The organism is Aquimarina agarilytica ZC1 (assembly GCF_000255455.1).
GTDB classification, from domain to species: Bacteria; Bacteroidota; Bacteroidia; order Flavobacteriales; family Flavobacteriaceae; genus Aquimarina; species Aquimarina agarilytica.
Genome location: NZ_JH621248.1, coordinates 164,302 through 184,036, shown reverse-complemented (window position 1 = coordinate 184,036; position 19,735 = coordinate 164,302). Strand labels below are relative to the sequence as shown.

The following is a 19,735-nucleotide window of genomic DNA, read 5'->3' as shown; positions in this document are numbered from 1 at the left end:
GGCTGTGATATACAATAAATACTAGTGTTTTCTTAATTTCAGCATAGTACCGTTATGGTTAAATTAAAAAATACAGTTTACGATAGTATTTGAAGTAGATCGCAGACGTAATAGATTTTTTAATGTATAATTCGGGTTAAAACAAAAAGGCTTAAATTACATTATGTAATTTAAGCCTTTTTGTTTTAATTTTTAAAGATGCAAATTGAATAACTAATCTCTGGAAAGCGCAATGACATCAAATTTCATAATTCCATTAGGAACTTGAATTTCAGCAACATCACCTATGCTTTTTCCTAGTAAACCTTTACCAATTGGTGAGTCTACTGAGATCTTTCCTGTTTTTAAATCGGCCTCACTTTGCGCGACTAATTTATATTTCATTTCCATACCATTAGTTTGGTTTTTAATGGTTACAGTTGAATGTATTAGTGCTTTTGAGGTATCTAATTGTGATTCATCAATTAATCGAGCGCTGGCAAGTACTTCCTCTAATTTGGAAATTTCCATTTCTAGCATTCCCTGAGCTTCCTTGGCAGCATCATATTCGGCATTTTCACTTAAATCTCCTTTGTCTCTTGCTTCAGCAATATCTTGTGAAGCTTTTGGACGCATTACGTCTTTTAAATGATTTAGTTCATCACGTAATTTTTTCAATCCCTCGGCGGTATAATAAGATACTTTACTCATAATTCTAAACGTTATATAAACACAAAATATCCCACCAAGATGGGATATTGAGTTATACCCAAATATACAAAAAAAATATATTGCTTTAATTGGAATGTGTTTAAGAAAGGAGATTTATTGTAAGTTTGTCACTGTATAATGATCCTTTTAATTATTAAAATTAAAAAATATGAGAATTGATTTACTAGTACTGTTAACTATCTTTTTTGGAATAGTATCATGTGACTCAGATGAGGGGAGACAGCGAAACGATTTTTTACCAAGCAAGCAGGTGAATTTTATTTTAAGATTGGATTTGCCTCAGTTTGGAGATTTAAATTTTGCAGGGAATGATGAGTTTATAATAGATCCAGTTAATTTTATTCAGGGGATTTATATAAAAAATAATGGGCCTTCAGGTTTTACGGTATTTGAATTGGCAGAGCCAAATCATCCAGTAGGTATATGTAGCGTTCCCGATAAAATTGAGGGACTTGACTTTGTGTACAAATGCGGAGAGGAAGAAACTAGATATGATTTGAATGGAATTAAACGTGGAGCTACAAGCAATGATTTTACACTAAGACGTTATAGGGCAGAACGTATAAATCAGAATCAACTACGAATTAGTTTTTAAATTCCTGTTTTGTATTTAATTCAAGTTCTTTAAAAGCAACCAGAGGATTTTTGGCATTCCAAACTCCACCCAATACTCCAACACCAACGTATCCTAATTTTTTAACGGTACCGATATTCTTAGCATGTACGCCTCCCATACCAATAACAGGGACTTTAATAGGATTAACATCAAAGGCTTTTCCTTCCATATTTGGTTGAGAAATAGCGGTAAACACAGGGCTTAATAAATTATAGATTAATGGAATTTGAGCGTATAACATAATTTCAGAAGGATTATGAAACGAGGTGCTTACATCATAACCTTGTGAGGTAAAACGTGCCACGTAGAGTCCAAAATCTTCACCTAAATCAATACGAGGTTGTTCCTGTATATGGATTCCTTTTAACATAAAGTCTTCGGCAAGGTCGTGTTGGTAGTGTAATACAATACGATTATGATATGTTTCATCAATAGCACTTAAATAGGCCATATGCTGTGCATAATTTTTATGAGGCTTTCTCAAATGAAGGATTTCCAATCCTGCTTCAAAAAAAGAATTTAATAATTCAATTTCATTTGGAATATCGTTTTCTGGTGTGATGAGTAATAACATATAAGGTTAATTTTTTTGGTAAAAAACTTGAAGCAAAGTATGAAAATTATGCTAATTATAACGGAAATCAGTTGAGGGTATTTTTTATTTGAGTTGTTATATCAATATCAGAATTATTAAAACAAGCTTAAAATGAAGAATTTTAGAATAGTATTACTCTTTATTGGAGTTTTGATGTTTTTCAATCTTACATCATGCGATAATGATGACGATAATAATATTGTTGCGGTTGATCCAGAAGAAATAATAGGAAAATGGAAACTTGTAGGTGTTTCTAAAGATGGTGTAGACAAAGAGTTAAGTCCTACTAGTTGTGCTGCTAAGGAGTTTTATACTTTTTCAGAAAAAGGATACATGCTGGAAAGATTTAAGTCGCGATTGAAAATTATACACATTTTACCATGTAAGAAAAATAATTTTTCAGGCTCTTATGAGATAATGGATGATAAAATCACTTTTGATTTAGGTAAAGAAAGTGAAAGAAAACTGAAAATATCAGTAGTGTCAGGAAAGTTAAATTTAACCTTAGAAAGACCCTTAACTAAAAGAGAAAGAAGAGAAGAAAGAATAGTAAATGATTTTGTTTTTAGTTTAATTCCATTGGGTAGTTTAATCAAGCCTAAAAAAGGTAGAGATAAAACAGTAATTAATACAGTGTATGAAAGAGTCCCTCTTTAGTTTTTTAGAACAGCAGTAATTCCGCCGTCTAAATTTAATAAAGTTTTAGGGTAGTTGTTTTCTAATAATAATTCGATAGCAGCGGCACTTCTTTTTCCAGATAAACACATAACCACTAATATTTTTGAATTTGGAATTTCCCCCATACGATCATCTAATTCATCTAGGGGAATATGTTGTCCCCCAATATTTTCGTCCTCATACTCATGATAAGTACGTACATCTAATAAATGGTAGTTCTCTTTATTTTTTAAATAAGCTTCCGCAGAAATTGTATTCATATCATTTGTATTGCTCACACCACAAAAGAATTCATAATTACTTTCTAAGGTGGTGACTTTTATGTCGTTGTTTTTTTGGAATTGAAGCACTTGTTGTTGTAAACTTAAGGCATCAAAGTATAAAAGCTTATCAACTAAAGGCGTACCGATACCTACAATTAATTTAATAGTTTCATTGGCTTGTAGACTTCCAATAATACCTGGGAGCACGCCTAATACACCCACATCGGAACAATTTGGTACCGAGTTGGGAGCAGGAGGTGTGGGGAACAAACAACGATAGGTTCCACTGCCCTTGTAATTAAAAACACTTACTTGTCCTTGGAATTTAAAAATAGATCCAAAAACCAAAGGCTTGTTGGCTAAAACACAAGCATCATTGACCAAATAACGCGTAGGGAAGTTATCTGTGCCATCAACAATAATATCAAATTGGTTAAATAAATCAATGGCATTTTCTGTAGATAAAAAAATATTGAACACCTCGAATTTTACAAACGGATTTAATTTTGATAATCGAGATGCTGCTGAAGCAGCTTTAAAATGACCCACATCATCTGTTGTATATAAAATTTGACGTTGTAAATTACTTTGATCTACTTTATCACCATCAATAATACCAATGGTGCCTACGCCAGCAGCAGTCAAATATTGTAATACAGGGCAACCTAAACCTCCAGCACCAATAACTAATACTTTGGTTTGTTTTAGTTTTAGCTGACCTTCCATTCCTATTTGATCCAATATCAGATGGCGATGGTATTGGTTTTTTTCTTCGGAGGTTAAAGGCTGAAGGTTGAAGATTGAGGTTTTTAAGGCTTTGTTTTTAATGGTATCGTTTGTGTTTTTCATTTTTGACTAGTTGTTGGTCAGTTTTTAGATTTGGATTGAGGATCAAGTTTTTTTGGCTTTTTCTGCGTTTTGTGCCGTAATTTTAGCTAGCGGATATTGATATCGTTATTTCTAAATCCCTTTTTCTAAAATCATGTTTATACTTCATCTTCATAAGTCTTACGTCCTACGTCATTCCACTGTTGTAATTTGGGTTGCTATTCTTAAAAAGTATTAAGTAATATTTCAATTTGAACATTTGGCTTTACCTAAAACTTTCCCAGTCTTTCCAAACTACCTCAAAACCTTGGTTTTTTAGCATATCGGCAATTTCTTCGGTGGGGCGTTCATCAGATATTTCAAATTGTTCTAAACTTTGGGGTTCTACCACATAACCACCAGGATTTGTTTTAGATTCGGCACTAATGGAAGTGATTCCTAGTTTAACAACATTATTCCTAAATACTTCACTTTCTCTGGTGGACATGGATAGCTCTACATCTTCATCCAATAAGCGAAAAGCACAAATGGCTTGAACCAAATCGGGATCAGTCATTTCCACTTTGGGCTCTAATCCACCACTATGTGGACGTAACCTAGGAAAAGAAATGGAATATTTAGTTTTCCAATAGATACGTTGTAGGTATTTTAGATGCAGTGCGGTAAAAAAACTATCGGTACGCCAATCTTCTAAACCAAATAAAGCGCCTAAGCCTATTTTATGTACACCTGCTTTTCCAAGTCTATCAGGTGTTTCTAAGCGATAATAAAAATTACTCTTTTTTCCTTTCGGGTGGTGTTTTTTATATTCGTCTATATGGTAGGTTTCTTGGTAGACCAAAACGGCGTATAGTCCGCTATCAACTAAAGTTTCGTAATCGGGCTGATCCAAAGGTTGCACCTCAATAGTAATATTACTAAAATGTTGTTGAATTAACTCAATGGCGTGTTTAATATAGGAAACCCCTACTGTTTTATTAGCCTCACCAGTAACAAGCAATATATGATCGTAGCCTTTTGCTTTTAAGAATTCAACTTCCTTTAAAATTTCTGCATCCGTAAGTGTGCGACGTGCAATTTTATTGGTCATACTAAACCCGCAGTAGGTACAAATATTTTGACATTCGTTACTCAAATACATTGGGACATACATTTGCATGGTATTCCCAAAACGTTTTTTAGTAAGCTGACTACTTAATTGTGCCATTTGCTCCAAATAAGGCCGTGCGGCAGGTGAAATTAAGGCTTTAAAATCTTCAATATCACGTTTGTTATTTGCCAAAGCACGTTCTACATCAGCAGCTGTTTTAGCGTAGATTTCGCTGGTGATTTGATTCCAGTTATATTGATCGAATGTGGCTTTAAAGTTATTTGCTGTTGGCTGTTGGCTGTTAGCTTTTTTCTCTAAAGAAATCCTACTTTTTAACATGTCAATTTTTGTAAAACTCATACCTATAGAAATCTTTAAAAATTGCTTCTAATTTTAGATTGTAATGAATTCAACATTTTTCGTATTGAAATAAGTACTGTATCTAATTTTTCAAACTCTTCTTTTGTGATATAATTTAAATCTTTTGAAACTTCAAGTAAATAGTTTGATTCAGTAGCTGAACCAGATGCTATATTTAGAAAATTAGCGAATTCTTTATCCGAATGCCTTCCTGCTCCTTCTGAAATATTTGTTGGAACAGAAAGCACCGCTCTTCTCAATTGAGAAGTTAGTCCGTAAACTTCTTCCTTAGGAAATTTTTTAGTGACCTTATATACATCCAATGTTAATTTATGAGACTGTTCCCACACATTATATTTTTTATAATCTCTCATTTTATATTGATTGCAATATTTATATTTTCAAAAATTAGGCCAACTGCTAATAGCCAAAAGCAAACAGCCATTAACTCAAAAAACTCGTCAAAGGACTACTCGCCTCGGCATGTTGTTTTACGGGAGCTAATTTAGCTTCGTAAGCCATTCTACCTGCTTGGACAGCCATTTTAAAAGCTTTTGCCATTTCAATTGGGTTTTGTGAAACTGCGATTGCGGTATTTACCAAAACGGCATCGGCACCTAGTTCCATAGCATATGCAGCATGTGAAGGAGCACCAATACCAGCATCGACAACAACAGGTACATTACTTTGATCAATAATAATTTCTAAAAAATCCTGTGTTTTTAATCCTTTATTACTACCAATTGGTGCTCCCAAAGGCATTACACATTGAGTACCTACCTCCTCTAAGCGTTTACATAACACAGGGTCGGCGTGTATATATGGCATTACTACAAAACCTAATTTGACTAATTCTTCGGCAGCTTTTAATGTTTCAATAGGATCGGGTAATAAATATTTAGGATCGGGATGAATTTCCAATTTTATCCAATTGGTTTCTAAAGCTTCACGAGCCATTTGCGCTGCAAAAACAGCTTCTTTAGCATCTCTAACACCAGAAGTGTTAGGGAGTAAATTAATGTGATCGTGTTTTAAATGAGCTAAAATATCATCTTGCTCATTAGTAACCTCTACACGTTTTAAAGCCACGGTAACCAATTCACTTTCCGATGCTACTAAAGCTTCTTCCATTAACACTGATGAACTAAATTTCCCTGTTCCAGTAAACAAGCGAGAGTTAAATTCTTTATTTGCTATTTTTAATTTCATATTTCTAGCTGTTGGCTAATAGCTAATTGCTAAAAGTTTGTTCTATTTGTTCTATTCTTTGTTTTAACTCTAATTCACTTTCTCCAGTCAATAAACCAGAAACAGCAATATTAGACAAACCTGTTGTTGACAATTCAGGAAGATCGTTTAATGTAATTCCTCCAATACCAACAATAGGTAATTGATATCCTTTAGCGGTAATTTCATTGATAATATCAAGATATCCTTTTGTTCCTAAAATAGGGCTCAATTTATCCTTTGTTGTTGTAAATCGAAATGGTCCTAAACCAATATAATCTACTCCATCTTTAATATGTTGCAAACAATCCTCAAGTGTGTTTGCTGTTCCTCCAATAATGGCTTCTTCTCCTAATTGTTTTCTAACTTCTTTAGGGTTTGTATCTGTTAATCCAACGTGTACTCCATCGGCACCAGATTCTCCTGTAACTCCTATATTATCATTAATAATTAAAACCGCTCCATAGGTGTCACATATTTTTCGTGCTTCTTTTGCTGCATTTAAATAGTCGAGCAATTCCACATTTTTTAAACGCAATTGCACCCATTTACATCCCGATTTACAAACGGCTTCTATATTTTGTAAATGCGCTTCAATGCTTTTTCCTTGGGAGATATACTGAAGGTAGGTTTTAGGTAAATTCATAGTAATAAGAAGTTAAGAATTTAAGGAGTTAACAATTGCTTTGCAATAGGCATTTAGTAATTTACTTACTTCAGTTAAAAGAACCTTTTCATTAGTAATCGTTTCCTTATAATTTAAATCTTGGGTTAAAATCAAAAAATAGCGACATTCTTCTAAAGAGCCTTGCGCGATATTAAAAAACCGAAGTTTATCTTTTGCTCCTTTCTTTTTATATCCTTCTGCAATAGTTGCAGCAATCGAGGTAGCAGCTCTTCTAAATTGAATCGTTAATCCATAAGTCTCTTCTTTAGGAAAACCTTTAGTCATAGTGTATACGCATAAAACAAATTGATGTGCTTTTTGCCACACTAATAAATCTTCAAAAGATTGACTTTTTTTCATACTTAATTTCTTTATTCTAACTTCTGCCTTCTTAACTCCTATTTATTACAGCTTAACTACTTCATTCTCCTTACTTAGTTTCTACTAGTAACTCCTTAACTCCTCACTTCTAAACTCCAATTTCAACTTCTCAAATTAAAATCTAAAATTCCCTAACAGCTCTTTGTTACTTCCTAAATATTTTTCTGTAAATCGCTTGGCGCGAAAGCAGCTTTTTAACAATGGAAAACCAAGACTTAGATAAGCAGCCATGGCACTTGATAATACGCAGCCGCTACCATGTTTTGGATAAACAGGATGGTATTTTGGATTTATCGGATATTTTTCACCTTGTTTGGTGTATAAATAATCTTTTCCTTTTTCGGATTCATTATGTCCTCCTTTTAAAAACAAGTTTGTTTTTGAGCTCATATGAGCAATGGTTTCTTCTATTGTTTTTGAAGGGTATAATTTTTGAATTTCATCATAATTAGGTGTCAATACATATATTTTTGATAATACTTCATCAAATATTTTTGAATCAAAATCTATTTGAGTCTCAGCATGAAAGTTAAAATTTGTCGAGGCACTTAAAACAGGATCTACAATTAATTTAATTTCCGTGTTTAATGAAATTAATACATTAATTATTTCGGACATTGTCCGCCAATTTTGAATGATGCCTATTTTAACCACATCAATGTTGAAACGATTAAATAAGGTTTCTATTTGTTTTTTTATGGTATCAATATCCGTCCAAATACAATCAATAAATTCAGTATCCGTTTGAATTGTATTTGCTGTACAAACGGATAGCCCTTGACACTTTAAAGCTTCAAAGGTTTTACAATCGGCAACTAAACCAGCTCCTCCCGAAGGATCAAAACCTGCAATGGATAATATGTAAGGTCTTTTTTTCATTTTATATTTAGTACAAAGTATCGAGTAGTCAGTACAAAATCTTTTTATTATTGAATAGTGTCTTTTAACCTCTCAAAACTCTTTAATACATTCTCTGATTTCCAAACACTCCCTAAAACCGCTACTCCATTAAATCCTAACTGATAAGTTTCAGGAATATTAGTTTCATTAATTCCACCTAAAGCGATAATTCGTTTATCAATATGATTTACATCAAAACCTTTGCCTTCATAACCTTCTTTTGATATGGACGAAAAAACGGGGCTTAAAAAATGATAATCGAATTCGAACTCACAATTAGCTAGGGTTTCCGGTTTATGAAAAGAACTGCTAATTGTTTTGCCATACATTTCTAAGTTTAAAAAATAGCGACCAGGATTGTCTATATGGTCTATTCTTTTTTGTTCTGGAAAATGAATGCCTTTTAAGTTGAATTCATTTATTAATTCGTGAAAATGATGCACCACAATTCGGTTGTGAGATTGTTTATCTATTTGATTTAATAAAAATCGATACTGTTCAATAGTCAAACTTGGCTTTCGAAAATGTAAGCATTCTAAACCAGCTTCAAAAAGTTGATTTATTTTTTGGGCTTCATTTTCTATTGATATTTCAGATGTTATAACGATTAACATTACTTTAATTTTGGTTAATAGCAATTAGCTATTGGCTTTAAATGTTGGGAACCAATAGCTAAAAGCTAAATGCAAATCGCTATAAATAAACTTCGCTTCCTTTTTCTTTAAACTCTTTTGATTTTTCTTCCATCCCTTTTTGTAGGACTTCGTTATCGTCAGAAATTTTATTTTCGGCAGCAAAATCACGTACTTCCTGAGAAATCTTCATAGAGCAGAATTTAGGTCCGCACATAGAGCAGAAGTGTGCTACTTTTGCACCATCGGCAGGTAAGGTTTCATCGTGGTATTCACGAGCTCGTTCTGGATCTAAACCTAAGTTAAATTGATCTTCCCAACGGAACTCAAAACGCGCCATACTTAAGGCATTATCACGGTGTTGTGATCCTGGATGTCCTTTAGCTAAATCGGCAGCATGTGCTGCTAATTTATACGTAACCACACCCACACGTACGTCTTCTTTATTAGGTAAACCTAAGTGCTCTTTTGGGGTTACATAACATAACATAGCACAACCATACCAACCAATCATGGCTGCACCAATACCTGAAGTAATATGGTCGTAACCAGGAGCAATATCTGTAGTTAAAGGGCCTAAGGTGTAAAAAGGAGCTTCGTCACAAACTTCAATTTGCTTTTCCATATTCTCTTTAATCATGTGCATTGGCACGTGACCTGGTCCTTCGATAAAGCATTGTACTTCATGCTTACGAGCAATTTGCGTAAGTTCACCTAAAGTTTCTAACTCAGCAAACTGAGCTTCGTCATTGGCATCAGCAACTGATCCTGGACGTAAACCATCTCCTAGAGAAAAGGCTACATCGTATGATTTTAATATTTCACAAATTTCTTCGAAATGCGTGTATAGGAAACTTTCTTTATGGTGTGCTAAACACCATTTTGCCATAATGGAACCACCACGAGATACAATACCGGTAACACGATTAGCAGTCATGGGTACATAACGTAACAACACACCAGCATGAATAGTAAAGTAATCTACTCCTTGCTCGGCTTGCTCAATTAAGGTGTCACGGAAAATTTCCCAAGTTAAATCTTCGGCTACTCCATTTACTTTTTCTAATGCTTGGTAAATTGGCACGGTACCAATTGGCACTGGAGAGTTACGTACAATCCATTCACGTGTTTCGTGAATGTTTTGTCCAGTAGACAAGTCCATAATATTATCTGCTCCCCAACGACAAGCCCAAACGGCTTTTTCAACTTCTTCTTCAATAGATGAAGTGGTTGCAGAGTTTCCAATGTTAGCATTAATTTTCACCAAAAAGTTACGCCCTAAAATCATAGGCTCAGCTTCGGGGTGATTTATATTTGAAGGGATTACTGCACGTCCTCTAGCGACTTCTTCACGAACAAATTCGGGAGTAATTTTTGCCGGAATAGAAGCGCCAAAGTGTTCTCCTTTGTGTTGCTTTCTAATTTCGGTCATTTCGTCAATTCGTTGATTTTCACGAATAGCGATGTATTCCATTTCGGGCGTAATAATCCCTTTTTTTGCGTAATGTAATTGCGTTACATTTTGTCCTTTTTTAGCACGTTTAGGTTTGTGTTTTAGGTCAAAACGCATATGGTCTAAACTTTTGTCGTTTAAACGCTCATTACAATATTTAGATGAAAAAGCATCCAATTCCTCTACATCACCACGGTCTAAAATCCATTGCTCTCTTATACGCTCAATACCATTGTGAACATTGATTTCCTTGTTAGGATCGGTATAAGGTCCCGAAGTATCATATACGGTTACAGGTTCGTTAGGTATTTTCTTTTTGGTTAACGAATCGGTGGTGTCGCTCAAAGCAATTTCGCGCATAGCCACTTTAATCTGTGGGTGGATTTTCCCTTGTACATAAACCTTTTTCGAATTTGGAAAAGGTTTTCTAGTGATTTGTCCTTCTTTTGGTGCAGTGTCTTTACTTTTCATTATTATGGCTATTGGCTAACGGCTTTTGGCTTTTAGCAATTAATATTTGTTTTTTGTGGTTGGAGCTAATGGCTACTAGCCAATAGCTAACAGCTTAATTTTTATCCCCCTTGCGTAGCTTGAATAATTGTTACATTATCATTTTCGCTTAGATGAGTTTGTTTCCAATTATTTTTTGAAATAATTTGGTTATTGATAGCTACTGCAATACCTTGTTTAGAAATTTTTAAGTGTTCTAAAAGTTGATCTAATGAGCTGGTAGTAGCTACAGTTTTGGATTCGTGATTTACGTTTATTGTCATGATTAGCGATCAGTTTTTAAATGTCAGCTATTAAATGTAAACTTTTCAGAAATTTTCTGCTTACGCAGTAATTGAGAGAAATATAAAATCTATGTGAATACACCGTAGATTTTTTCTTTGAGGATTTAGATTTCCGTTTGCACGGAAATGAATCTTTTCCCTTCGCCGGTACTAACCGTATCAGGTTCAAAGGGTATTTCTCAGTTCGATTTAACGAACACCCCTAAAGTTACAATGGCAAAAATACTAAAAATAAGAGCATCATATATGAATAATACTTAAAAAAGCGTTAAAGCTACAGTTTTATATACCCAATGACTCCAACAAAAAACAAAATAACCACAAAGCTTGTAATTAGTTATCTATTAGCGATATCGTTGAGTGTGATCGCCTTTGTGTTATTTTATCAACAATTATCTAATTTTACTAATATTACAAAAGGAGCTCCTAACCGTAATGAGCATGTTTTTCTAATTAGTAAAACCATTACTAATTTGTATGAAGTGGAAGCTTTAGGTCGGAACCTTATCAAGGGAAAAGATTCTACCGATTTGGATTTATACCAAATGAAGGTAAATGAAATTAATGAGGCCATAGATCAACTAGTAAAAAAATATCCAGATAGTAGCAGACGGATACAGATTAATAGTATTAAAGATTTACTACGAAGAAAAAATATTAGTGTAGAACAGCTTACCAATATATACAATAATAAAAGTACCGAAGATTTTTATACAGCGGCAGTAAAGGAATTAAAACAAGTAGATCCTACATTTAGGAGCTATAAATATACCAACCGTTTTAAAGAGTTTAAACCGCATCAAAGGCGTTATTTGATTAAATTACTGGATTATTCTAAACAGGATAATGAAAATAAAATAAGTAATAAAACCGTAGATTCTATTGCCGAGTCTGTGACCAATGTGTTGATAAATTTAGCCAGAAAAGAGCGTGCCATTCAAAAACGAATAGAATCTAAAGAGCAGGAAATTATTGAAAATGATCGGGTGTTAACCACGCAAATGCGTTCCATGCTTACAGATTTAGAATGGCAAGAGTTACAAGAAGCAGCCAAACGTGAAGAAGAATCGCAAAAAGTGCTTTCGCAGACTTCAAGGATTATTCTTTTTTCAACATTATTATCCTTGCTAACAGCCTTAACGTTTATTTACTTTATTAATAAGGACGTTAAAAAAAATGCCAAACAACAAGAACAATTAGCGGCGTCAAAAGCGTATGCAGAAAGGCTGTTAACAAGTAAGGAAAATTTAATGAATATGGTTACGCATGATGTGCGTGCACCGTTACATAGTATTTTAGGGTATTTGGAATTATTATCCAATAGTAATATTGAAGAAAAGGAATTGCATTACATCAATCAAGCACAAAAATCGTCAGATTATATGTTGCATTTGGTAAATGATTTACTTGATTTTTCTAAAGTAGAGGCAGGTAAATTATCTATAGAATCAGTAACATTTCAGCCTAGCGTAGTTATTGAAAATGCCATAAAACAATCCATTCCTTCGGAAGATGCCAAAGATTTAAAAATAGTAACCACCATTGATGAGGCATTAAAGCGTTTGTTTTTGAGCGATCCCTATCGAATTAAGCAGATTGCGACTAATTTAATTAGTAACGCTTATAAGTTTACCCCTTCTGGTTTTATGACTATTGACGCTAGTTTGGTGCCGAAAAATCAAAATAATTATTTGAAATTGATGGTATCCGATTCGGGAATAGGGATTACTAAAGAAAAACAAAAGCATATTTTTGAAGCCTTTTCTCAAGGAGATATAAGTAGTACAGTGTATGAGGGTTTTGGATTAGGCTTGTATATTACCAAAAATTTAGTGGACCTTTTGGGGGGTACGCTTTCGCTAGAAAGTGAGTTAGGAAAAGGAAGTAGTTTTACATGTTTTTTGCCTTTACAAGAATCTAATAGTGTGTTAAAGGAATCGACAAGTGTAAGTATTGCAAAAAGGGATGATTTTGTAAGTATTGAATCTATTCACATTTTAATTGTTGATGATGATATGTCTCAATTGGGTTTTTTACAAGAAATATTGAGCCATTACAAAATTCCGCATACAGCATTCCAAGATGTTGAAAAGGCAGTAACATTTGCTCAACAACATAAGCCAGATCTTGTTTTTACCGACATCCAAATGCCTATAAATGATGGATTTTCATTTTTAAAGTTGTTAAAGGCGCACGAGAGTACGTCAAGTATTCCTGTAATAGCACTAACAGGAAATACCGAAAAGTCGGAACAAGAATTTATAGAAAAAGGATTTACAAAACGCTTTTTAAAACCCTATAAGCCCGATCATTTAATAGCCTCCATAAGGGAATTGATTAATGTCGAAATTTTCACTTCTGCCATAAGGCAACTGTCAAAAGTAAATTTAGTTACTACAAGTTATGATTTGACCGATATGGCACTATTTTTAGAACAAGATATGGATGCAGTTAAAAAAATATTAGGGACTTTTTTAACAATTACTTATGAGCGTGTAGTTAAATGGGAACAAGCAATTCCGGAAAAGGATTTTGATACTCTAAAGGATTTAGCACATAAAATGAATCCGATGTTTACCCAAGTAAAAGCAGAGGCAGTTTATAAAAACTTGCGCGTAATTGAAAGAACAAAAGAAACAGAAACTATTGGTTTTTATGGATTGTGTACGGAAACTTTAAAAGCAGTAAAAACAACAATAGCTGATTTGGAATTGTTTATGGAGGCAAATGTTGAAGTGAACGAAGTTTAAAAAAAATAGCTAATTCAAATTAATATTATAGCGTTTCAACTTGTTATATAAAGTTTTACGATCAATTTTAAGTAATTTTGCAGCTTTTGCCTTGTTGCCATTAGTAAGTTTTAAGGCACGTTCAATTAATACTGTTTCATTTTCGGAACTTTGTAATGGAGGTAGTGTTTCTGTGGTGGTCTTGAATGATTTAATATGTTCTGGTAACGTGTTTACGTGTATGGGTTGATTATTTGTAGAAAGTAATACTGCGCGTTTAATCACATTTTGTAGCTCTCGTAAATTACCTGGCCAATTGTATTTTTTTAAAGCTTCATGAGTTTCATCATCTAAGCCTATACAGTTTTTTCCTAAATCAATATTTGATTTTTCTATAAATGAATTCGCAAAAAGAGACAAATCTTCGTGCCTATCTTTTAGTGATGGGACAAGTATAGAAAATTCATTAAGCCTATGCAGTAGGTCTTCTCTAAAATTTCCTTTTTCAGCCTCCTTAGTTAAATCACTATTTGTTGCTGCTATAATACGGATATCAACATTAATTTCGGTTTGGCTACCGATGGGCCTAATTTTTCGTTCCTGAATAGCACGTAATAATTGGACTTGCAGTTCATAACTTAAATTACCAATTTCATCCAAAAATAAGGTGCCGCCATTTGCAGTGCTAAAATGGCCTTTTTTGTCCGAAAGTGCACCAGTAAATGAACCTTTAATGTGTCCAAAAAACTCACTTGAAGCAATTTCTTTAGGGATGGCACCACAATCAACAGGAACAAAAGGTTTGTTTGACCTAGAGCTGAGATCGTGAATGGTTTTAGCAATATTTTCTTTTCCAGTTCCGCTTTCACCTATAATTAAAACGGACATGGGTGTGGGAGCAACAAGTTCTATGTATTCATGTAATTTTTTTGAAGCAGGACTTGTTCCCTTTATAAATTTACTAGGAAGGGTAGTAGCTGTACTTTCTTTTGCAGGACTATTTTGCTTAGCTGTAGTTGGAGTCGTTTTTGTGTTTAGCGCTTTTTCAATTACAGAAAGCAGTACCGTTGGTTGAATAGGTTTTTCAAGGTAATCAATTGCTCCTAGTTTAATGGCATTAACAGCTAAGTTAATTTCGGCATAGCTTGTCATCATCACAATACTCGCATTACTCTCTTTTTTTACTGCAGGTATAATTTCTAAATCATTACTATCGGGTAAGCGCATATCCGATAAAACCAAATCAATTTTATGTTGTAAAAGTTCTTTTTTTGCTTGTTCAAATGATGCCGCAATATGTACTTGGAATCCTTTTTTGGTTAAAAAAGTTTCTAATAAATTACTAAAAGAAATGTCATCTTCTACTATTAAAATATGCTTAGACTTCATATAAATTTTAAGCGTCCAATTGTGTTATTGGTGTTGGATTTCTAAATAAAATTCAAGATAGTATTTTTTGCGCATTAATTTTGTGTAGTTTATTATTTTTAAAGAAGTAGACAATATTATAATAAGTAAGGCCGTTCAATAACTTGAACGACCTAACCGAACTAAACATATAAACTATATCATACCTAAAAAACACGTCTTTGGTCAGTAAGTGATTTTAGGTTTGATATCGTTCGAAAACAATAGAAGACTATTAATGTTTGTCTTCCATGTCTAACCACTCTCCTTTAGCGTTAGCATATACGATGGCAGAATCTTCATTTTTTGTATCAAGAACCAACTTGTATGCGCCATCTTGATTTACAAACGCTTTGGAAATAGTAGCTCCTTCATGCTCCTTCTGCACTGCTTCAACAACTAACTTTGGTAACGTAGCCACGTCAATTTCTAAGAAATCTTCGCTTACTAGTTCGATGCCATTATTTGTTGTTGACTGCACTGAAAAATTTGCTGCAAACACTTGTGTTGAGAAAGCGACGATAGCTGCAAGAGCTGTTAATTTTAAGTTTTTCATGAGTCTATATTTTAATCTTGTGTAAATAACTTTGAGTATTAAGAGTATTGAAATAGTTGTGCCATTATTTTTAATGAAGGTTTAAAACGCTTTAAAACGTTGCTATTACTGAGATTATGTGATTTTTGTCACTCTTTTTGTAGTTTATTTAATTTGGGGAAAGTGTGGATAAGTGTAGAAAAGTTCTACACTTTATGTGGGGATGTTTGTATTTGATGTGTGGAAATTGGCATTTTGTCGATCAACATTTTTTGACTTTTACAGCCTTACTCATAAAAGCGGATGCTTTACTAATTTATAAATGTCATTCACTAATTAATTGATCATGTGTTGTTTATGTGTGTCGGATAATCTTTAGATTTATGGTACCAACTTTTTACACAATAACTATGAAAATCAATTTTTTTTGGTCTATACTTTTATGTTTACACTTTTCTTTTAGCAGTAATGCTCAAATTCAGGATGGAATTATAGATGACCCAGGGGATATAGCCTTTGTAGGATATTTTTTTAACGGTGCATCTGGGAATAACGAAGGTTTTTCGTTTTTGTTTTTAGATGATTGCCCCATTGGAACAAAAATAAGGTTTGATGATGAGGAATGGACTGGGAGTAGTTTTGATAGTGCCAATAGAGAAGGTCAAGTACTTTGGGAAAATAATACAGGTCTGGTAATTGAATCTGGGACAGTAATTACGATTATTAATCCTAGTAACAATACAGGCTTTCCAATTTCGGCTTCTCTGGGGATAGCTACAGAAGATAATGCAGGTTTTGTATTAACGCCCGATGATCAAATTTATGCTTATATAGGAACAAGGGACAATCCAGAGGTTTTTTTGTCATTCATAGGCGAAGATGAATCTTTAAGTGTAGCTGATGCAACATTATCGGGAACAGGATTAAAAAAAGGTGAAACTGCTTTTGTTGTCAATAATGGAGGTTTTTATTCGGGTTTAACTAATTGTGAAGGAACTATTGATTCATGTTCATTAATGATAAATGATATAAATAATTGGACGTTAGGTGATTTTTCTTTTCCAATGGGAATACCTAATTCGTTTGGAAATGTTAATATTATAGCTACTTTAGGTATTCAAGATCATGTAATTGATATAGTTGAACTTTCTGTATATCCTAATCCTACTTCTGGCAAGTTGAGCATAAATTCAACTCAAGAAATTATTCAAACGGAGCTGTTAAGTATGGAGGGGGTTGTTCAATTAACAACAAGTGGCGAAAAGGAATTGGATATTTCACTATTAAGTCAGGGGACGTATATACTTCGAGTAATTACAAATGGAATGATACATATTGAACAAATTATTAAGAATTAAAAATATCCTTTAACCTTTATTGGGCTTAGGAGTAGTTAAAACCATGCGTTTTAGTTCATTTCGCTTTAAGCTTCTAAAAATAGTACTATTGGCAGTTAGCTTTTAGCTATTTTTATACATTTATCAAAGTGCTAATAGCCAATGGCTATTAGCTAATAGCAAAAATCGATGTTTAAAAAAATGGTGACTTCCAGTGATAACCGAAATTATGTCACTTACAGTTTATAGAGTTTCATTTAAAGGTTTGTTTTGAAATGTAGTTTGTGAGCTTGTTAATTATTTTTTGTTTTTCTCAATGTAGAGTTTCAAGGGGATTGCTAAATTTGATCTGGAAAAAGACTTAAAATAATATCCATTGAATTCAAGCAACACTAAAAGTATATCCGAATTAGCTTATGTTTCTAAAGCCACATCATTGGCAGAGAGACATGTGAAAAACACCTTGCAATTACTAAATGAAGGTGGTACAGTGCCTTTTATTTCTCGTTACCGAAAAGAGGCTACAGGGAATTTGGATGAGGTGGCCATTGAATCAATAAAAAAGAATTGGGAAGCATTCCAAGCACTTAAAAAGAGAAAAGAAACCATTGTAAAAGCATTAGGAGAGCAAGGTGTTTTAACAGATCAATTAAAATCAACTATAGCTTCGGCAGAAAATATAACTGCTGTCGAGGATATTTATTTGCCCTTTAAAAAGAAGCGACAAACCAAAGCAACTATAGCCAAACAAGCCGGATTGGAGCCTTTGGCAAAAATTATAATGGCGCAGCGAGAGCATGATATTATGTATAAGGCGGCTCAGTTTATAAAAGGAACAATAACCTCAGAAAAAGAAGCTTTAGCAGGAGCAAGTCATATTATTGCGGAGTGGGTGAGTGAGCACACCGCCACTCGAAATTCGCTACGGAGGTTATTTCAGCGAAAAGCAACCATAGCAACAAAAGTTGTTAAAGGTAAAGAAACTGAAAAGGAGTCTTTGGTTTATGAAGCTTATTTTGATAGTAGTGAATTGTTATCCCGTTGTCCGTCACACCGATTGTTGGCTATGCTTAGAGCGGAAAAAGAAGGTGTAGTTCGCTTAAAAATAAGTGTAGATAAAGAAGAGGCACTTGATCATATTGATCGATTTTTTGTTACGTCTAGCAATGAAAGTTGCACCGATATTATTTTTGAAGCGGTGGCTGATAGTTATACAAGATTATTAGCTCCAGCAATTGCTAATGAAACCTTACAATTAGCCAAACAAAAAGCTGATGAAGCAGCAGTACATGTTTTTTCCGAAAACTTAAAGCAATTATTGTTAGCTGCTCCTTTGGGAGAAAAACGTATTTTGGCTTTAGATCCGGGATTTAAATCGGGGTGTAAATTAGTATGTTTAGATGCTCAAGGGAAATTAGTTCATAATGAAACTATTTACCCACATCCACCACAAAGTAAATTTAATGAGGCCATAAAAAAAGTAAAAAGCTTAGTCAATGCCTATAAAATTGAAGCTATAGCAGTAGGTAATGGAACAGCCGCTCGAGAAACAGAATATTTTGTACGTAAAATTCCATTTACCTCCGATATTAAAGTGTTTATGGTTAATGAGAGTGGCGCCTCTATTTATTCGGCTTCGCCAATTGCTAGGGCAGAATTTCCAGATTATGATGTTACCGTTCGAGGAGCTGTTTCTATTGGAAGGCGCTTGGCCGACCCTTTAGCGGAGTTAGTTAAAATAGATCCTAAATCCTTAGGAATTGGGCAATACCAGCATGATGTAAATCAGCAATTATTAAAGCAGGAATTAGATACTACTGTGGCACATTGTGTAAATGCCGTGGGGATTAATGTAAATACGGCAAGTGAATCCTTATTAAGTTATGTTTCGGGAATTGGTCCTAAATTAGCGAGCAATATTATAGCCTTTCGAACAGAAAGTGAAGGGATTTCTTCGCGAAAAGCACTAAAAAAAGTAAAAGGATTAGGTGCTAAAGCTTTTGAGCAAGGAGCCGCTTTTTTACGTATAAAAAATGGAGAACATGCTTTGGACAATTCAGCAATTCACCCAGAGCGGTATGCTTTAGTGAGTCAAATGGCAAAAGATCTTAAAGTAACGCTAAATGACTTGATTGGAAATACAAGCCTTGTGGATTCCATTCCATTAAGTAGTTATGTAAATGATGAGGTAGGTTTGCCTACATTAAATGATATTGTAAAAGAATTAAAAAAGCCTGGATTGGATCCTAGAGCGCAATTAAAAGTGTTTCAATTTGATGAAAGTATTCGTAGTATTTCGGACCTAAAAGCAGGAATGAAATTACCGGGAATAGTAAATAACATAACTAATTTTGGATGTTTTGTGGATATTGGAATTAAAGAGAGTGGTTTAATTCATGTGTCCAAATTAGCGAATCAGTTTGTAAAGGACCCTAATGAAATTGTGAAGCTGAATCAGCAGCTTACAGTAACGGTTGTTGAGGTTGATGAAAGTCGAAAGCGTATTCAACTTTCGTTGATTGATTAATACTA

The 19,735-nt window shown here is 33.8% G+C and carries 19 protein-coding genes and 1 riboswitch; of the genes, 5 read left to right on the top strand and 14 right to left on the bottom strand.

What is annotated here, in order from left to right; all coding sequences use genetic code 11:
* Positions 1 to 213: 213 nt before the first annotated feature.
* Entirely contained in the window at positions 214 to 690 is a 477-nt protein-coding gene (gene greA, locus KQA_RS0202790; RefSeq protein WP_010177855.1) for a transcription elongation factor GreA, read from the bottom strand.
* 169 nt (positions 691 to 859) lie between these two features.
* Here greA and KQA_RS0202785 point away from each other — a divergent pair, with 169 nt between their 5' ends.
* On the top strand, positions 860 to 1,306 hold the full coding sequence (locus KQA_RS0202785; RefSeq protein WP_010177853.1) for a hypothetical protein: 447 nt from the start codon (positions 860 to 862) through the stop codon (positions 1,304 to 1,306).
* Here the strand turns inward: KQA_RS0202785 and KQA_RS0202780 are convergent.
* Positions 1,296 to 1,901 (bottom strand): thiamine phosphate synthase, encoded by a 606-nt coding sequence (locus KQA_RS0202780; protein ID WP_010177851.1) that lies wholly within the window; start codon positions 1,899 to 1,901, stop codon positions 1,296 to 1,298. The genes KQA_RS0202785 and KQA_RS0202780 overlap by 11 nt on opposite strands.
* Before the next feature lie 132 nt (positions 1,902 to 2,033).
* On the opposite strand from KQA_RS0202780, the gene KQA_RS0202775 reads away from it, so the two are divergent.
* Positions 2,034 to 2,579: a lipocalin-like domain-containing protein gene (locus tag KQA_RS0202775; protein WP_010177849.1), complete on the top strand. Its 546-nt coding sequence runs from the start codon at positions 2,034 to 2,036 to the stop codon at positions 2,577 to 2,579.
* Here KQA_RS0202775 and moeB read toward each other — a convergent pair.
* The 10 genes from moeB to thiS all read right to left on the bottom strand — a co-directional run bounded on the left by moeB (position 2,576) and on the right by thiS (position 11,174).
* The gene (moeB, locus tag KQA_RS0202770; RefSeq protein WP_010177847.1) at positions 2,576 to 3,712 is read right to left on the bottom strand and encodes a HesA/MoeB/ThiF family protein; all 1,137 of its coding nucleotides are present in this window, start codon (positions 3,710 to 3,712) and stop codon (positions 2,576 to 2,578) included. The two genes, KQA_RS0202775 and moeB, sit on opposite strands and share 4 nt — an antisense overlap.
* Positions 3,713 to 3,956: 244 nt before the next feature.
* On the bottom strand, positions 3,957 to 5,141 hold the full coding sequence (thiH, locus tag KQA_RS0202765; protein WP_010177845.1) for a 2-iminoacetate synthase ThiH: 1,185 nt from the start codon (positions 5,139 to 5,141) through the stop codon (positions 3,957 to 3,959).
* Between the two features lie 14 nt (positions 5,142 to 5,155).
* Positions 5,156 to 5,515: a four helix bundle protein gene (locus KQA_RS0202760; protein WP_010177843.1), complete on the bottom strand. Its 360-nt coding sequence runs from the start codon at positions 5,513 to 5,515 to the stop codon at positions 5,156 to 5,158.
* Positions 5,516 to 5,585: 70 nt separating this feature from the next.
* Positions 5,586 to 6,350 carry a thiazole synthase gene (locus tag KQA_RS0202755; protein ID WP_010177842.1) on the bottom strand — a complete coding sequence of 255 codons (765 nt, stop codon included), beginning with the start codon at positions 6,348 to 6,350 and terminating at the stop codon, positions 5,586 to 5,588.
* A gap of 22 nt (positions 6,351 to 6,372) precedes the next feature.
* On the bottom strand, positions 6,373 to 7,014 hold the full coding sequence (thiE, locus tag KQA_RS0202750; protein ID WP_010177840.1) for a thiamine phosphate synthase: 642 nt from the start codon (positions 7,012 to 7,014) through the stop codon (positions 6,373 to 6,375).
* Between the two features lie 12 nt (positions 7,015 to 7,026).
* A complete protein-coding gene (locus KQA_RS20440) occupies positions 7,027 to 7,395 on the bottom strand; it encodes a four helix bundle protein (RefSeq protein WP_010177839.1) in 369 nt (122 codons plus the stop codon).
* Positions 7,396 to 7,530: 135 nt separating this feature from the next.
* Complete coding sequence (locus tag KQA_RS0202740; protein ID WP_010177837.1) at positions 7,531 to 8,295, bottom strand: hydroxymethylpyrimidine/phosphomethylpyrimidine kinase; 765 nt, start codon at positions 8,293 to 8,295, stop codon at positions 7,531 to 7,533.
* Positions 8,296 to 8,342: 47 nt separating this feature from the next.
* Complete coding sequence (locus KQA_RS0202735) at positions 8,343 to 8,930, bottom strand: thiamine phosphate synthase (protein ID WP_010177835.1); 588 nt, start codon at positions 8,928 to 8,930, stop codon at positions 8,343 to 8,345.
* A 79-nt stretch (positions 8,931 to 9,009) separates the two neighbouring features.
* A complete protein-coding gene (gene thiC / locus KQA_RS0202730) occupies positions 9,010 to 10,872 on the bottom strand; it encodes a phosphomethylpyrimidine synthase ThiC (RefSeq protein WP_010177833.1) in 1,863 nt (620 codons plus the stop codon).
* A gap of 101 nt (positions 10,873 to 10,973) precedes the next feature.
* Positions 10,974 to 11,174, bottom strand: coding sequence for a sulfur carrier protein ThiS (gene thiS, locus KQA_RS0202725; RefSeq protein WP_010177831.1), 201 nt, complete (start codon positions 11,172 to 11,174; stop codon positions 10,974 to 10,976).
* A 140-nt stretch (positions 11,175 to 11,314) separates the two neighbouring features.
* Positions 11,315 to 11,409: riboswitch (TPP riboswitch) on the bottom strand.
* Positions 11,410 to 11,488: 79 nt separating this feature from the next.
* Between thiS and KQA_RS0202720 the strand changes: the two genes are divergently transcribed.
* Complete coding sequence (locus KQA_RS0202720) at positions 11,489 to 13,945, top strand: ATP-binding response regulator (RefSeq protein WP_010177830.1); 2,457 nt, start codon at positions 11,489 to 11,491, stop codon at positions 13,943 to 13,945.
* 9 nt (positions 13,946 to 13,954) lie between these two features.
* Here KQA_RS0202720 and KQA_RS0202715 read toward each other — a convergent pair whose 3' ends face one another.
* The gene (locus tag KQA_RS0202715) at positions 13,955 to 15,313 is read right to left on the bottom strand and encodes a sigma-54-dependent transcriptional regulator (RefSeq protein ID WP_010177828.1); all 1,359 of its coding nucleotides are present in this window, start codon (positions 15,311 to 15,313) and stop codon (positions 13,955 to 13,957) included.
* 253 nt (positions 15,314 to 15,566) lie between these two features.
* On the bottom strand, positions 15,567 to 15,887 hold the full coding sequence (locus KQA_RS0202710) for a hypothetical protein (RefSeq protein ID WP_010177826.1): 321 nt from the start codon (positions 15,885 to 15,887) through the stop codon (positions 15,567 to 15,569).
* Between the two features lie 389 nt (positions 15,888 to 16,276).
* Here KQA_RS0202710 and KQA_RS0202705 point away from each other — a divergent pair, with 389 nt between their 5' ends.
* Both KQA_RS0202705 and KQA_RS0202700 read left to right on the top strand, forming a co-directional pair.
* Complete coding sequence (locus KQA_RS0202705; protein ID WP_010177824.1) at positions 16,277 to 17,224, top strand: T9SS type A sorting domain-containing protein; 948 nt, start codon at positions 16,277 to 16,279, stop codon at positions 17,222 to 17,224.
* Positions 17,225 to 17,579: 355 nt separating this feature from the next.
* The gene (locus KQA_RS0202700) at positions 17,580 to 19,730 is read left to right on the top strand and encodes a Tex family protein (RefSeq protein WP_010177823.1); all 2,151 of its coding nucleotides are present in this window, start codon (positions 17,580 to 17,582) and stop codon (positions 19,728 to 19,730) included.
* Positions 19,731 to 19,735: the final 5 nt, after the last annotated feature.

Coding starts and splice junctions, on each gene's coding strand:
- greA (WP_010177855.1), bottom strand. CDS start 690: ATGAGTAAAGTATCTTATTATACCGCCGAGGGATTGAAAAAATTACGT.
- KQA_RS0202785 (WP_010177853.1), top strand. CDS start 860: ATGAGAATTGATTTACTAGTACTGTTAACTATCTTTTTTGGAATAGTA.
- KQA_RS0202780 (WP_010177851.1), bottom strand. CDS start 1,901: ATGTTATTACTCATCACACCAGAAAACGATATTCCAAATGAAATTGAA.
- KQA_RS0202775 (WP_010177849.1), top strand. CDS start 2,034: ATGAAGAATTTTAGAATAGTATTACTCTTTATTGGAGTTTTGATGTTT.
- moeB (WP_010177847.1), bottom strand. CDS start 3,712: ATGAAAAACACAAACGATACCATTAAAAACAAAGCCTTAAAAACCTCA.
- thiH (WP_010177845.1), bottom strand. CDS start 5,141: ATGAGTTTTACAAAAATTGACATGTTAAAAAGTAGGATTTCTTTAGAG.
- KQA_RS0202760 (WP_010177843.1), bottom strand. CDS start 5,515: ATGAGAGATTATAAAAAATATAATGTGTGGGAACAGTCTCATAAATTA.
- KQA_RS0202755 (WP_010177842.1), bottom strand. CDS start 6,350: ATGAAATTAAAAATAGCAAATAAAGAATTTAACTCTCGCTTGTTTACT.
- thiE (WP_010177840.1), bottom strand. CDS start 7,014: ATGAATTTACCTAAAACCTACCTTCAGTATATCTCCCAAGGAAAAAGC.
- KQA_RS20440 (WP_010177839.1), bottom strand. CDS start 7,395: ATGAAAAAAAGTCAATCTTTTGAAGATTTATTAGTGTGGCAAAAAGCA.
- KQA_RS0202740 (WP_010177837.1), bottom strand. CDS start 8,295: ATGAAAAAAAGACCTTACATATTATCCATTGCAGGTTTTGATCCTTCG.
- KQA_RS0202735 (WP_010177835.1), bottom strand. CDS start 8,930: ATGTTAATCGTTATAACATCTGAAATATCAATAGAAAATGAAGCCCAA.
- thiC (WP_010177833.1), bottom strand. CDS start 10,872: ATGAAAAGTAAAGACACTGCACCAAAAGAAGGACAAATCACTAGAAAA.
- thiS (WP_010177831.1), bottom strand. CDS start 11,174: ATGACAATAAACGTAAATCACGAATCCAAAACTGTAGCTACTACCAGC.
- KQA_RS0202720 (WP_010177830.1), top strand. CDS start 11,489: ATGACTCCAACAAAAAACAAAATAACCACAAAGCTTGTAATTAGTTAT.
- KQA_RS0202715 (WP_010177828.1), bottom strand. CDS start 15,313: ATGAAGTCTAAGCATATTTTAATAGTAGAAGATGACATTTCTTTTAGT.
- KQA_RS0202710 (WP_010177826.1), bottom strand. CDS start 15,887: ATGAAAAACTTAAAATTAACAGCTCTTGCAGCTATCGTCGCTTTCTCA.
- KQA_RS0202705 (WP_010177824.1), top strand. CDS start 16,277: ATGAAAATCAATTTTTTTTGGTCTATACTTTTATGTTTACACTTTTCT.